Raw genomic sequence first — 13,103 nt, 5'->3', positions numbered from 1 at the left:
CACCGCACTGATCAGCCACGATGCCGCCGACTACGGTGTCCGGGTGTCCCGGAACAGAAACACGTTCTCCTCGCTCAGCGCCTGGCGGCGCCGGGTCGTCGCCCGTGCCCTGCAAGGCGGTTGGCGCCGGATCCAGCAGGCGGGCGCCGTCACCGCCGAGCACCCCGGGCGGCTCCGGTTCCGCCGCATCGGCGAGGGCACCCGGCTGGCGTTCCCGCAGGGCACGGTCTTCGGCGAGCGGTGGATCGAGGTCGGGGCCTGCTGCATCATCGCCGAGCAGGTCACGCTGACCGCCGGGATGCTGCCGGACCTGGACCTCGGCGAGGACACCGTGCTGACCCTCGGCGACGGTGTCGTCCTCGGCCGGGGCAGCCATGTGATCGCCGAGGCGCCGATCAGCATCGGCTCCGACACCTACTGCGGCCCGTACGTCTACATCACCTCGACCAACCACAGTTACGACGACCCGGACGTGCCCGTCGGGCGCCAGTGGCCCCGCTCCGAGCCGGTCGTCATAGGACCCGGCTGCTGGCTGGGCACGGGCGCGGTGATCCTGCCCGGCGCCCGGATCGGCCGCAACGTCGTGGTGGCCGCCGGTGCGGTCGTACGGGGCGAGGTGCCCGACCACGCGGTGGTGGCGGGCGCGCCCGCGAAGGTCGTCCGCTCCTACGACCCGCAGAAGGGCTGGCAGCCACCGCTGCGCACGCCCGCCCCGCGCGCGATCCCGGCCGGCATGACGGCGGACCAACTGGCGGCCCTGGCCGCGCTCGACCCGGACGAGCTGAAGGACCTGGCGGACCTGGAGGGCTGAGGGCCCGGGCGGGAGCCGGGGCCCCTGGGGGTGCCCTGTCGGTCTGGCCGGGCGCGCGGTGTCTTCGACAGATACCCCCTAGCCCGTCGCGAGCAGCACCGTGCCCACCAGGGCGAGCCCCGCGCCCGCCGCCTGCACCGCCCGCAGGCGCTCCTTGAGGACCCCGCGCGCCGCGAGCGCCGTCACCACCGGGTAGAGGCTGGCGAGGACCGCGGCGACGGTGACCGGGCCGCGCTGCGCGGCCAGCGCGTACGTGCCGTTGGCGGCGACGTCGGCGAGGCCCACGAAGGCCAGTGCCGGGAGGACCGCCCACGCCGCCCGCAGTCCGCCGCCGCCTTCGGGGAGCGCCCGTCCGCCGCGCCGGACGGAGAGCCACAGGGCGCCGCCGCCGACGGCCACGTTGGTGACGCGCTGGACGAAGAGGGCGAGGAAGAGGCCGGTCAGGGTGGTGGACGCCTCGGAGATGAGGGCCATCACCGCGCCGAAGCCGAAGGCCGCGACGAGGGTCAGCAGCACCGCCTGCCGCTGGACCGGCGCCCCGCGCAGCTCGGGGCCGCCCGCGAGGACGACGCCGAGCACGGCCACCCCGATCCCGGCGAACTGCGCGAGCCCCGGCCGGTCGCCGACGAGCAGCCCGACGGAGACGGGGACGACGACGCCGAGCGAGCCGAGCGGGGAGACCACGCCCATCGGGCCGAGGGCGAGGGCCTTGTAGAAGGCGAGCATGGCCGCGGGGCCGACCACGCCGGCCCCGACCGCGTACCAGAGCAGGGGTCCGGCCTCGTGCCAGGCGCCGGTGGCGAGGACGACGGAGCCGAGCACGAGGACGGCGAGGCTCTGCGAGACCACCACGACCGTCAGGGCGGGGAAGCGGCGGGTGAGCAGTCCGCCGCCGAAGTCGGCGAGGCCCCAGAGTAGGCTGGTGGCCAGGGCGAAGACGGCCGTCAGGGCGGTCATGAGGGGTTCCTCGCAGTACAGTGCAGTGAACAATCGGGTGCATCACACGCTAGTGCAGTGTATTGAACTCTGTCATTCAAAATATTGGACGGAATGTGTCGGACCTCGACCAGCTCACGCAGTCGCTCGCCCGGAACCTGAAGCGCTGGCGCAACGAGCGCGGCTTCACCCTGGACGCGCTCGCCGCCCGGGCGGGGGTCAGTCGGGGCATGATCATCCAGATCGAGCAGGCCCGCACCAACCCCAGCGTCGGCACCACCGTGAAGCTGGCCGACGCCCTCGGCGTCTCCATCACGACGCTCCTCGACTACGAGCAGGGCCCTCAGGTCCGCCTCGTCCCGCCCGGCCAGGCCGTCCGCATGTGGTCGACCTCCACCGGCAGCCAGACCACCCTCCTGGTCGGCACCGAGGCCCGCGGCCCCCTGGAGCTGTGGTCCTACACCCTGATGCCGGGCGACGGCACCGCCTCCGACCCGCACCCCGACGGCACCACCGAGCTCCTGCACGTCACGGAGGGGACGCTCACCCTCGTCGTCGAGGGCGAGGAGCACACCCTCCCGGCCGGCACCTCCGCCACCTTCGAGGGCAACGTGCCGCACGCCTACCGCAACGACGGCGAGCAGACCGTCCAGATGACCCTGGCCGTGTCCATCCCGCCCGTACGCTGAGACGAACACGCCTCCAGACGCGCGGACTTGTTAGCGTGCCCGGCATGCGCGCACCCCTCGGAGACTTCGACGACGCCCGGCCCGCCCCCGACTGCCTGGAGCAGCTGACCGCGCCGGTCGCCGCCGCCGTACGCGCCTGGCAGGGCAGCGTCCCCGCGGGCCAGATCCTCTACGTCGACACCGACCCGGCCATCGCCGACACCGCCGCCTTCGTCGAGCACCACGGGCCCGAGCTCCTCGACGCCTCCGCCAACTGCGTGATCGTCGCCGGCAAGCGCGGCGAGACGACGACCCTGGCCGCGTGCGTGGTGCGCTCGGCGACCCGGGTCGACGTCAACGGCGTCGTGCGCCGACAGCTCGGCTCCCGCAAGGTCAGATTCGCGCCGATGGACACGGCGACCGGCGAGACCGGCATGGAGTACGGCGGGATCACCCCCGTCGGCCTGCCCGCCGCCTGGCCGGTCCTGGTCGACGCCGCCGTCGTGGACCTCCCCTGGGTGCTGGTCGGCAGCGGCCGGCGCCGCGGCAAGCTGCTCGTGCCGGGCAAGGCCTTCGCGGAGCTGCCCGGCGCGGTCGTCCTGGAGGGCCTCGGCCTGGAGGCCTGAGGCTCGGGGGGACTCGGGGTCTGGGGCCTCGGGAGTCCGAGGCCCGCAGGCCTGAGAAGCGGCGGTCAGCCGAGGCGGGGGATCTCGATGGCGGGGCAGCGGTCCATGACCATCTCCAGGCCCGCCTCCCGCGTCCGGTCGTACGCCTCGACGTCGACGACGTCGAGCTGGAACCACACCGCCTTGGCGCCGACCGCGACCGCCTGGTCCGCCACCGCGCCCGCCAGCTCGCTGTTCACGAAGACGTCCACCACGTCCACCGGGAACGGGATGTCGGCCAGTGACGCGTACCCCTGCTCCCCGTGGACCGTCTCCGCCTTCGGGTGGACCGGCACGACCCGCTTGCCGAAGCGCTGCAGCGTCTGGGCCACTCCGTAGGCGGCCCGCCCCCGGTTGCTGGACAGGCCGACGACCGCCCAGGTGTCGCCGCTCTCCGTGAGGATCCTGCGGATGGTCTCCGGGCTGCCGTACATGCTCCGCCTCCTGGCGCGTCGGGTCTGCTGCGTCTTCCACAGCCTGCAACCGAGGCGGCCGGGACGGTGTTCCCGGGCCGGGCGCTTAGGCTGGCGGGATGCAGGAGCAGTACCGCACGCTCGCCGGCGAGGGCGTCCACGAGTCCGAGATCAACCGATCGCGCTTCATCTGCGCGCTCGCGCCCGTCGCCACCGAGGGGGAGGCGCAGGAGTTCGTCGCGCGCATCCGCCGCGAGCACCCCACCGCCACCCACAACTGCTTCGCGTACGTCGTCGGCGCCGACGCCTCCGTCCAGAAGGCGTCCGACGACGGCGAACCCGGCGGCACCGCGGGCGTGCCCATGCTGCAGATGCTGCTGCGCCGCGAGATGCGGTACGTCGCCGCCGTCGTCACCCGCTACTACGGGGGCGTGAAGCTCGGCGCGGGCGGCCTCATCCGCGCGTACGGAGGGGTCGTCGGCGAGGCCCTGGACGAGCTCGGCACCGTCACCCGGCACCGCTACCGGCTCGCCACCGTCACCGTCGACCACCAGCGCGCGGGCAAGCTGCAGAACGACCTGCGCGCCACCGGGCGGTCCGTCCGCGAGGTGAGCTACGGCGCCGAGGTCACCATCGAGATCGGGCTGCCCGACGCCGATGTGACGCAGTTCACGGCCTGGCTCGCCGACGCGACGGCGGGCACCGCCGGGTTCGAGCTCGGGGGAGAGGCGTACGGCGATGCGTGAGACCCTGCCGCCGTCCGCGCGGGAGCGCCCCGCCGCCGGCGGTCCTGTCGTTGCCGCCGCCGCTGTCGTACCCCACCGATACGCTCAGGGATCATGAGGCTTCTGCACACGTCGGACTGGCACCTGGGGCGGTCGTTCCACCGGGTGGCCCTGCTCGACGCCCAGGCCGCGTTCCTCGACCACCTGGTGGCGACGGTGCGCGAGCGGGCCGTGGACGCCGTCCTGGTCGCGGGGGACGTCTACGACCGGGCCGTGCCCCCGCTCACCGCCGTCGAGCTCTTCGACACCGCGCTGCACCGGCTCGCCGACGCCGGGGTGCCCACCGTCATGATCTCCGGCAACCACGACTCGGCCCGCCGCCTCGGCGTCGGCGCCGGACTCATCGAGCGCGCCGGCATCCACCTGCGCACGGACCCGGCCGGCGCCGGCACCCCCGTCGTCCTCGCCGACGCCCACGGCGACGTCGCCCTCTACGGACTTCCCTACCTCGAACCGGCCCTGGTCCGCGAGCGGTTCGGCGCCGAGAAGGCCGGTCACGAGGCCGTGCTCTCCGCCGCCATGGACCGGGTCCGCGCCGACCTCGCGACCCGCCCCGAAGGCACCCGCTCGGTCGTCCTCGCGCACGCCTTCGTCGCGGGCGGGGAGGCCAGCGACAGCGAGCGCGACATCACCGTCGGCGGCGTCGACTCCGTCCCCGCCGGAGTCTTCGACGGCGTCGACTACGTGGCCCTCGGACACCTCCACGGCAGCCAGACCCTCACCCCCCGGGTCCGCTACTCCGGCTCGCCGCTCGCCTACTCCTTCTCCGAGGCCGACCACCGCAAGACCATGTGGCTGATCGACCTCGGCGCCGACGGCTCCGTCGAGACCGCCGAGCGCGTCGACTGCCCCGTGCCCCGGCCGCTCGCCCGGATCCGGGGACGGCTCGACGACCTGCTCGCCGACCCCGGACTCACCCGCCACGAGGAGTCCTGGGTCGAGGCCACCCTCACCGACCCGGTGCGCCCCGCCGAGCCCATGGCCCGGCTCGCCGAGCGCTTCCCGCACGCCCTCCACCTGGTCTTCGACCCCGAGCGCGCCGAAGGCGACCCGCTCGTCTCCTACGCCCGACGGCTCCAGGGCCGCGACGACCGGCAGATCGCGGAGGACTTCGTGGCCCACGTACGCGGCGGCACCGGCCCCGACGGCGCCGAACGAGCGGTCCTGTACGGCGCCTTCGACACCGTCCGGGTGGACGCGGCCGAGCGCGAGGTGAGCGACCGGTGAGACTGCACCGCCTGGCCATCACCGCCTTCGGGCCCTTCGGCACCACCCAGGAGATCGACTTCGACGCCCTGTCGACGGCCGGGCTCTTCCTCCTCCACGGGCCCACCGGCGCGGGCAAGACCTCCGTCCTCGACGCCGTGTGCTTCGCCCTGTACGGGGCCGTCCCCGGCGCCCGCCAGGCCCCCGGCACCAGCCTCCGCAGCGACCACGCCCCCCTCGGCACGTCCACCGAGGTCACCCTCGAACTCACCGTGGGCGAGCGGCGCCTGGAGATCACCCGGCGGCCCGCCCAGCAGCGCCCCAAGAAGCGCGGCGACGGCTTCACCACGGAGAAGGCCCAGAGCCGGCTCCGTCACTACGACGCCGAGACCGGCACCTGGGTGGGCCTCAGCCGCTCCCACCAGGAGATCGGCGAGGAGATCACCCAGCTCCTCGGCATGAGCCGCGAACAGTTCTGCCAGGTCGTCCTGCTGCCCCAGGGCGACTTCGCCCGCTTCCTGCGCTCCGACGCCGAGGCCCGCGGCCGGCTCCTCGGACGCCTCTTCGACACCCGCCGCTTCGCCGCCGTCGAGGAACGCCTCGCCGAGCTGCGCCGGTCCGCCGAGCACGAGGTGCGCGAGGGCGACGAGCGGCTGCTGGCCCTCGCCCACCGGATGGCCCAGGCCGCCGGCGACGGGGGCGCCGCCGTCGCCGAACGCCCCGGCGAACCCGGCCTCGCCGAGGCCGTCAGGACCCGGGCCGCCCTCGCCCGCACCGAGGCCCGCGAGCACCTCGACATCGCGACCCTGCGCCTCCACACCGCCGAGCGGCGCGAGACCAGCGCCCGCGCGGCGCTCGACGCGGCCCGGGAGCTCGCCGAGCGCCAGACCCGGTACGCCGACGCGGTCCGCCGCCGCGAGGAGCTGGCCGACCGGCGGCCCCGGCGCGACGCCTGGCAGGAGGACCTGGACCGCTCCCTCAAGGCCGACCGGGTCGCCCCCGCGCTCGACCTGCGCGACGACGCCGAGCGGGCGCACCGCGCGGCGAGCGCCGCCCTCGGCCGGGTCCGCTCCGGCCTCCCGGCGGAGCTCGCCGAGGCCGGCGCCGAGGAGCTGTCCGCCCGGGAGCGGCGGCTCCGCGAGGAGCGCGGCGGCCTGGAGTCCGCCCGCCGGGCCGAGCTCCGCAGCGCCGAGCTCGCCGCCGAGCGCGCCACCCTGGACCGGGAGGCCCGCGCCGACGAGGAGTTCCTCCAGGACGCCGCCGACTGGCTGGCCGGCTGGGAGCCGCACCGCGCCGCGCTCCAGCGGCGCGTGGAGGCCGCCCAGGACGCGACGGCCCGCGCCGAGCACCTCGCGGGCCGCCTCGACCCCGCCCGCCGCCGGCTCGCCGCGGCCCGCCGCCGCGACGACCTGACCCGCGAGCTCGCCGCCGCCCGCGACCGGCTCGCCACCGCCCGGGAGCGGCGCAACGAGGCCCACGAGAGCTGGCTGGACATCAAGTCCCGGCGCCTGCGCGGCATCGCGGCCGAGCTCGCCGCCGCCCTCGAACCCGGCGCCCCCTGCCAGGTCTGCGGCTCCGCCGCCCACCCGGACCCCGCCCGCACCACCGCCGACCACGTGGACCGCGCCGCCGAGGACGCCGCCTACGCCGTCTACACCCGCGCCGACGAGACCCGCACCACGGCCGAGACCGCCGTCGCCGCCACCGCCGAGGCCCGGGAGGCGGCGGCCCGGGAAGCCCTCGCCCCGGACACCGGTCCGGCCACCGGTCAGGACACCGACCCGGCGGCCGGTCAGGAGGCCGGGCCGAGCGTCGCCGAACTCGCCCAGCAGGTCGAGGCGTTGACCCGCGAGCACGCCCAGGCGCACGCCCTCGCCGCGCAGACCCACGCCGCCCGCGAGGCGCTGGCCCGCGCCGAGCGGGAGTACGAGGAGCGGGGCGCCGCCCAGCGCGAGGCCGAGCGCCGGGTCGCCGCCCGCACCTCGCGCCGCGAGGCGCTGGAGCAGCAGCACAGCGCCCTGGAGGCCGAACTCGACCGCACCAGGGGCGAGTCCGGCAGCGTCGCCGCGTACGCCACCGTCCTGGAGCGGCGCATCGCCCTGCTGATCGAGGCCACCGAGGCCGTACGGGCCGCGGAGCAGACCGCGAGCGCGCTGAAGCAGGCCGACGCCCGGCTCGCGGACGCCGCCTTCCGCAACGGCTTCGACACCCCGGCCGAGGCCGCCGCCGCGCTGCTCGACGAGACCGCCCGCCGCGGCCTCCAGCAGCGGGTCGACGCCTGGGACGCCGAGGCCGCCGCCGTCGCCGACCGGCTCGCCGAGCCCGCCACCGCGGCCGCCGCCGGACTCCCGCCCGCCGACCCGGGCACCGCCGGGACCGCACACGCCGCCGCCGAACGCGCCCTGCGCGAGGCCTCCGCCGCCCTCGCTGCCGTACGCGACCGGGACGCCGAACTGACCAGGCTCTCCCGGCAGGCCGACACCGAGTCCCGCCGCCTCGGGCCGCTGCGCGAGGAGTACGAGCGGGTGGCCGGGCTCGCCGCCCTCACCGCCGGCACCTCCGCCGACAACGAGCGCAAGATGCGCCTGGAGTCGTACGTGCTGGCCGCCCGCCTCGAACAGGTCGCCGCCGCGGCCACCGCCCGCCTCCAGCGCATGTCCTCCGGCCGCTACACCCTGGTCCACTCCGACGCCCGCAGCGGCGGCCGGCGCGCCGGGCTCGGCCTGCACGTCGTCGACGCCTGGACGGGCAACGAGCGCGACACCGCCACCCTCTCCGGCGGCGAGACCTTCTTCGCCTCCCTCGCGCTCGCCCTCGGCCTCGCCGACGTCGTGACCGACGAGGCGGGCGGGATCCGGCTCGACACCCTCTTCATCGACGAGGGCTTCGGCAGCCTCGACGACCAGACCCTCGACGAGGTCCTGGACGTCCTGGACTCGCTGCGCGAGCGGGACCGCAGCGTCGGCATCGTCAGCCACGTCGGCGACCTGCGCCGCCGGATCCCGGCCCAGCTGGAGGTCGTCAAGGACCGGCACGGCTCCGCGGTGCGGCTCCGTACCGGAGGGGACGCGCTCAGCGGCTGATCGCGCGCCGGGGGAGCGGCGAGGAGTACACCACGCTGGTGGTGACCGAGCCGAGCGTGCCCACCTTCCCGGAGATCTCCTCCAGGTGCTTCATGGACCGGGCGGCGACCTTGAGGACGAAGCAGTCGTCCCCCGTCACGTGGTGCGCCTCCAGGATCTCGGGCGTGGCCGCGACGAGGTCGTGGAAGGGCTTGTAGTTCCCGTTCGGGCAGCCGCACGAAGGCGAGGATCGGCAGGCCGAGCCGTTCCTGGTCGACGACCGCCGTGTACCCGGCGATCACCCCGGCCTCCTCCAGGCGCCGCACCCGCTCGGTCACCGCCGAGGCCGACATGGACACCGCGCGGGCGAGCTCGGCGAAGCTGGCCCGGCCCTGCTCCTGGAGGGCGTCGAGAATCCGCCAGTCCGTGGCGTCCGGGATGTATCCGCTGGTCATGGGCGTGACCTTGCAGGGAAATCCCCGGGAGCGCAAGCGAACCCCGGGGACTTCCCATGCTTCGGACCGCCCGGCCGGCGCATGCCGGTCAGAGCCGGGACAGCTCGTCCACCAGGTCGTCCAGGCCGAGCGGCCCCTGCGACAGGGCGGCCATGTGCCAGGCCTTCGCGTCGAAGGCGTCACCGTGCGCCGCCTGCGCGTTGGCCCGGCCCAGCAGCCAGGCCCGCTCGCCCAGCTTGTAGCCGATGGCCTGGCCCGGCATCGACAGGTAGCGGGTCATCTCGCTCTCCACGAAGGCCGGCGGGCGGCTGCTGTGCCGCTGGAAGAACTCCTGCGCCAGCTCCGGCGTCCAGCGCTCGCCCGGGTGGAACGGCGAGTCCGCCGGGATCTCCAGCTCCAGGTGCATGCCGATGTCGACGATCACCCGACAGGCCCGCATCATCTGCCCGTCCAGGTAGCCGAGCCGCCGCTCCGCGTCGCCGAGGAAGCCGAGCTCGTCCATCAGGCGCTCGGCGTACAGCGCCCAGCCCTCGGTGTTGGCGCTCACCTTGCCGATGGTGGCCTGGTAGCGGGAGAGCCGGTCGGCCACGTGCGCCCACTGCGCGATCTGCAGGTGGTGTCCGGGCACGCCCTCGTGGTACCAGGTCGACACCAGGTCGTACACGGGGAAGCGGGTCTGCCCGTCGACCGGCAGCCAGGTGCGGCCGGGGCGGGTGAAGTCCTCGGACGGGCCGGTGTAGTACGGGGCGGCGGCACCGCCGGGCGGGGCGATCCGGGACTCCACGCGGCGGACCCGCTCGGCGAGTTCGAAGTGGGTGCCGTCCAGCGACTTGATCGCCTCGTCCATGAGCTGCTGCAGCCAGGCCCGCACCTCGTCGACGCCCTCGATGTGGGTGCCGTGCTCGTCGAGGTGGGCGAGCGCCTCCCAGGGGCCCGCGCCGGGCAGGATCCGCTCGGCCTCGCCGCGCATCTCGCCGAGCAGCCGGTGGTACTCGGACCAGCCGTACGCGTAGGCCTGGTCGAGGTCCAGCTCGGTGCCGTTGAAGAAGCGCGACCAGCGGCGGTAGCGCTCGCGGCCCACGGTGTCCGGGGCGCCGGCCACGGCCGGGGAGTACACGTCGCGCATCCAGTCGCGCAGCTCCACGACGGCCCGGTCGGCGCCCGCGCCCGCCTCCACCAGCTCGGTCCGCAGCTCCTTGCCGACCGGCTCGTCGGCGGCCGAGGCGAACTCCTCGAACCAGCCGCGCGGTTCACCGTTCTCGCCGGTGCCGCCCGCGCCCGCCCACTCGGTGAGCTGGCCCACGAAGGTCGCCGTGGCCCGAGGGCCGCCGTACATCCCGCGCTCCAGACCGAGGGCGAGCGAGGCACGGTAGCCCGCCAGGGCCTCGGGCACCGCGCGCAGCCGCCGGCCGACCGCCGTCCAGTCCTCCTCGGTCTCGGTGGGGAGCATGGTGAAGGAGAGGCGCACACTGTGCGCGGGCGAGCGGAGGTTGCTCACCGCGCACAGGCCCTCGTCCCCGTCGTGCACGATGAGCTGCGCGTTCAGCCGCTCCCGCAGCAGCCGGCCACAGCGCCGCTCCGCCTCGTCCTCGGCACCTGGCCGGCGCTCGGCCTCGTCGAGGAGGGCGAGCGTGCGACGGGCGAGCTCGGCCATGGCCTCCTGGCCGGCGGGGGAGAAGTCGGGGAGGCGGCCCGAACTCTCCTTGACTCCCAGGTAGGTACCGGTGATCGGGTCGAGTTCGATGAGTGCGTCGACGTATTCGTCGGCGACCTGACGGGGAAGCACGATGCTGGAAGTCTCTGGCATGGGACTCATCCTCGCCCGAGCGAGCTCTCCGCGTCACCCTCGATCGATCTCAGTCGGCTGACAAATGAGCGCCCGGGACGGGGGGAAGGAGGGGCCCGCACTCCCACTGCTGGAAGATCAGCCGGGTCTCCACCCGGGCCACCTCGCGCCGCGAGGTGAACTCGTCCAGGACGAGACGCCGCAGGTCGGCGGGGTCGGCGACGGCCACGTGCGCCAAGTAGTCGTCGGGTCCGGTGAGAGGGAACAGGGCCCGCGACTCCGGCAGCGCCCGGACGCGTTCGACGAAGGGGCCGATGAGTTCGCGCCGGTGCGGGCGGACCTGGACCAGCAGCAGCGCTTCCAGACCCCGGCCGAGTTTGGCCGGATTCAGCTGTAGGCGGTGACCGAGGATCACTCCGGAGCGACGCAGTCGGGCCACCCCGTCGAGGCACGTGGAAGGCGCGACGCCGACCTCGGAGGCGAGCTCACGACAGGTGGTCAGGGCATCGTTCTGCAGCAGGCGAAGTATGTGCGGATGGACCGTGTCCAGTGCGACGGAATCGGCCATGGGGACACCCGGGCCGAGGCGGCCCGCACCGACGCCTTCACCGCCACCGGCGCCCGGCCCCACGGCCCGCCCGTCTACGCCCGCCTCGACAACCCGACCACCGCACGTTTCGAGACCGCGCCGGCCCGCCTGGAGGGCACCGGATCCGCCGTCGCCTTCGCCGGCGGCATGGCGGCCCTGAGCGCCGTCCTGCTGAGCCGGGCGAGCCTCGGGCTGCGCCATGTCGTGGCCGTCCGCCCGCTCTACGGGTGCAGCGGTCTCGAGGGCGTCGAGGGCCTGTGGCGGGACCTGTCCGCGGCGCTCAGCGCCCGGCCGGCCGCTGCTCCGGGCGCGGAGCCGGTTCCCGCCGGTCCGCGGACCGGTCGTCCAGCCGTGCGGTGATGACCAGGGTGCCCTCCTCGATCTGGTAGTCGAGCGGCAGGTTCAGGCCGCGCATGGCGGCGACCATCCCGGTGTTGGAGGACTGGGTCACCGCGTAGACGCTGTCGCAGCCGGCCTCCTCGGCCATCGCCACCAGGCGGCTGAGGAGTTCGGCGCCGATGCCGCGGCGCTGCCAGTCGTCCTCGACCATGAGGGCGACCTCGGTCTCGTCGCCGTCCCAGAGGAGATGGCCGAGGGCGACGATCCGGCCGGAGGCCGTCTGCACCGCGAGGGTGCGGCCGAAGCGCGGGCTGAGCAGGTGGTCGAGGTAGCGGTCGGCGTCGCCGACGGGGCCGTGGTAGCGCAGCCGCAGGGTCCGGTCGGAGCAGCGGTCGTGCAGGGCGCGCGCGGCGGCCAGGTCGCGCTGGTCGGCGCGCCGGACGGTGATCGCGTTGCCCTCGGGCAGGGTGAGCACGTCCTGGGCGCGCGGGACGCGCGGGCCGAGGCGGGCGTCGAGCTCGACGAGCGCGCGGGCGCGGGCGAACTCGGTCGGGGTGAACGGCAGATAGGGCCGCTCGATGACCAGCGTGCCGCCGTTCGGGTCGCGCAGCCGCATGCTGGTCTCCTCCAGGACGCCTTCCACTGGGGCGGTCTCGCCGTTGGGGCGGCCGCTGAGGGAGACGGCGGGAACCGAGTGGAGGGTGCACCGGCCGAGCAGCTGGCGCAGCGCCAGCGGGAGTTCGGCCGAGTCGAGGGCGGTGCGGGTGGCGAGGCCGAGCAGCCGGGTCGGGGTGTCGACGAGGTCGTGGGCGTCGGCCCGCTCGGTCCAGGTGTCGCTGCCGCCGGCCGTGGCGACGGCCCGGGTGAGCGTGGCGGTCTCCAGAGCGGCGGGCGCCCGCAGCAGGAACTCGTCGACGGTCCCGTCGGCGAGCGGGTGGGTCTGGAGGGTCAGGATGTCGACCCCGTGGCGGGCGAGCACCGCGCACAGGGCGGCGAGGCTGCCCGGGGTGTCGCGGACCGTGGTCCGCATGCGCCACAGGACCGTGCCCGCGGACTCCTCCACGGGACCGGTCCCGGCGTCGGCGGCCGGCGGCGGGTGTTCCCCGCTGCCGCCGGGATCGTCGGCGGGCGGCGCATGGCTGTGCCGCCGCGCCCACCAGGTGTGGAAGGCGGCGGTGGCGACCAGCGCGATCGCCGAGAACACCAGCAGGTAGGGGCCGTCGGGACCCTTGGCGATGGTCTTGGCGATCGAATCGGCCACCACCACGGCGGTGAACATCGCGGCCAGCTCGATCACGTCGTGCCGCCAGCGGTGGGTGGGCCGGGCGTTCTTCCGGGGGTTCATGGAGTCCATGACCTCACTGTGACCCAGCGGTGTTGCGTGATCA

General features: G+C 75.0%; 11 protein-coding genes and 2 pseudogenes. 7 read left to right on the top strand and 6 right to left on the bottom strand.

Annotation, left to right across the window (positions count from 1 at the left end):
- The first annotated feature begins 43 nt into the window (after positions 1 to 43).
- Positions 44 to 811, top strand: a complete 768-nt coding sequence (locus ACZ3ZE_RS14610) for an acyltransferase (protein WP_361178024.1) — start codon at positions 44 to 46, stop codon at positions 809 to 811.
- A 78-nt stretch (positions 812 to 889) separates the two neighbouring features.
- Here ACZ3ZE_RS14610 and ACZ3ZE_RS14605 read toward each other — a convergent pair whose 3' ends face one another.
- Positions 890 to 1,759, bottom strand: a complete 870-nt coding sequence (locus tag ACZ3ZE_RS14605; protein ID WP_361626791.1) for a DMT family transporter — start codon at positions 1,757 to 1,759, stop codon at positions 890 to 892.
- 104 nt (positions 1,760 to 1,863) lie between these two features.
- On the opposite strand from ACZ3ZE_RS14605, the gene ACZ3ZE_RS14600 reads away from it, so the two are divergent.
- Both ACZ3ZE_RS14600 and ACZ3ZE_RS14595 read left to right on the top strand, forming a co-directional pair.
- The gene (locus tag ACZ3ZE_RS14600; protein WP_361178021.1) at positions 1,864 to 2,436 is read left to right on the top strand and encodes a helix-turn-helix domain-containing protein; all 573 of its coding nucleotides are present in this window, start codon (positions 1,864 to 1,866) and stop codon (positions 2,434 to 2,436) included.
- A gap of 44 nt (positions 2,437 to 2,480) precedes the next feature.
- A complete protein-coding gene (locus ACZ3ZE_RS14595) occupies positions 2,481 to 3,041 on the top strand; it encodes a YbaK/EbsC family protein (RefSeq protein ID WP_467259241.1) in 561 nt (186 codons plus the stop codon).
- A gap of 65 nt (positions 3,042 to 3,106) precedes the next feature.
- Here the strand turns inward: ACZ3ZE_RS14595 and ACZ3ZE_RS14590 are convergent, their stop codons facing one another.
- Positions 3,107 to 3,514: a CoA-binding protein gene (locus tag ACZ3ZE_RS14590; RefSeq protein ID WP_361178015.1), complete on the bottom strand. Its 408-nt coding sequence runs from the start codon at positions 3,512 to 3,514 to the stop codon at positions 3,107 to 3,109.
- Positions 3,515 to 3,612: 98 nt separating this feature from the next.
- Between ACZ3ZE_RS14590 and ACZ3ZE_RS14585 the strand changes: the two genes are divergently transcribed.
- From ACZ3ZE_RS14585 to ACZ3ZE_RS14575, 3 genes are all read left to right on the top strand, one after another.
- Positions 3,613 to 4,239 (top strand): YigZ family protein, encoded by a 627-nt coding sequence (locus ACZ3ZE_RS14585; protein WP_361178012.1) that lies wholly within the window; start codon positions 3,613 to 3,615, stop codon positions 4,237 to 4,239.
- Between the two features lie 93 nt (positions 4,240 to 4,332).
- Positions 4,333 to 5,505 (top strand): exonuclease SbcCD subunit D, encoded by a 1,173-nt coding sequence (locus ACZ3ZE_RS14580; protein ID WP_361178011.1) that lies wholly within the window; start codon positions 4,333 to 4,335, stop codon positions 5,503 to 5,505.
- On the top strand, positions 5,502 to 8,567 hold the full coding sequence (locus ACZ3ZE_RS14575; RefSeq protein ID WP_467259238.1) for an AAA family ATPase: 3,066 nt from the start codon (positions 5,502 to 5,504) through the stop codon (positions 8,565 to 8,567). Before ACZ3ZE_RS14580 ends, ACZ3ZE_RS14575 begins: the two co-directional genes overlap by 4 nt.
- Here ACZ3ZE_RS14575 and ACZ3ZE_RS14570 read toward each other — a convergent pair.
- From ACZ3ZE_RS14570 to ACZ3ZE_RS14560, 3 genes and pseudogenes are all read right to left on the bottom strand, one after another.
- Positions 8,557 to 9,001 (bottom strand): annotated as a pseudogene (locus ACZ3ZE_RS14570) (Lrp/AsnC family transcriptional regulator). The gene ACZ3ZE_RS14575 and the pseudogene ACZ3ZE_RS14570 overlap by 11 nt on opposite strands.
- An 88-nt stretch (positions 9,002 to 9,089) precedes the next feature.
- Positions 9,090 to 10,808, bottom strand: coding sequence for a DUF885 domain-containing protein (locus tag ACZ3ZE_RS14565; RefSeq protein WP_467259236.1), 1,719 nt, complete (start codon positions 10,806 to 10,808; stop codon positions 9,090 to 9,092).
- A gap of 49 nt (positions 10,809 to 10,857) precedes the next feature.
- Positions 10,858 to 11,355 (bottom strand): Lrp/AsnC family transcriptional regulator, encoded by a 498-nt coding sequence (locus tag ACZ3ZE_RS14560; protein ID WP_467259233.1) that lies wholly within the window; start codon positions 11,353 to 11,355, stop codon positions 10,858 to 10,860.
- A gap of 3 nt (positions 11,356 to 11,358) precedes the next feature.
- Here ACZ3ZE_RS14560 and ACZ3ZE_RS14555 point away from each other — a divergent pair.
- Positions 11,359 to 11,638, top strand: a pseudogene (locus tag ACZ3ZE_RS14555) (PLP-dependent transferase); the annotation flags it as partial.
- Between the two features lie 18 nt (positions 11,639 to 11,656).
- Here ACZ3ZE_RS14555 and ACZ3ZE_RS14550 read toward each other — a convergent pair.
- Entirely contained in the window at positions 11,657 to 13,060 is a 1,404-nt protein-coding gene (locus ACZ3ZE_RS14550; RefSeq protein ID WP_467259292.1) for a GNAT family N-acetyltransferase, read from the bottom strand.
- Between the last annotated feature and the right edge of the window lie 43 nt (positions 13,061 to 13,103).

This window comes from Streptomyces sp. NPDC023157 (genome assembly GCF_055560575.1).
The sequence above is the reverse complement of the archived record's forward strand: the minus strand, read 5'-3'. Positions and strand labels throughout refer to the sequence as shown.

Bases quoted from the DNA above. Each gene is read 5' to 3' on its own strand.
- ACZ3ZE_RS14595 (WP_467259241.1), top strand. From the start codon at position 2,481: ATGCGCGCACCCCTCGGAGACTTCGACGACGCCCGGCCCGCCCCCGAC.
- ACZ3ZE_RS14590 (WP_361178015.1), bottom strand. From the start codon at position 3,514: ATGTACGGCAGCCCGGAGACCATCCGCAGGATCCTCACGGAGAGCGGC.
- ACZ3ZE_RS14585 (WP_361178012.1), top strand. From the start codon at position 3,613: ATGCAGGAGCAGTACCGCACGCTCGCCGGCGAGGGCGTCCACGAGTCC.
- ACZ3ZE_RS14580 (WP_361178011.1), top strand. From the start codon at position 4,333: ATGAGGCTTCTGCACACGTCGGACTGGCACCTGGGGCGGTCGTTCCAC.
- ACZ3ZE_RS14565 (WP_467259236.1), bottom strand. From the start codon at position 10,808: ATGCCAGAGACTTCCAGCATCGTGCTTCCCCGTCAGGTCGCCGACGAA.
- ACZ3ZE_RS14560 (WP_467259233.1), bottom strand. From the start codon at position 11,355: ATGGCCGATTCCGTCGCACTGGACACGGTCCATCCGCACATACTTCGC.
- ACZ3ZE_RS14550 (WP_467259292.1), bottom strand. From the start codon at position 13,060: ATGAACCCCCGGAAGAACGCCCGGCCCACCCACCGCTGGCGGCACGAC.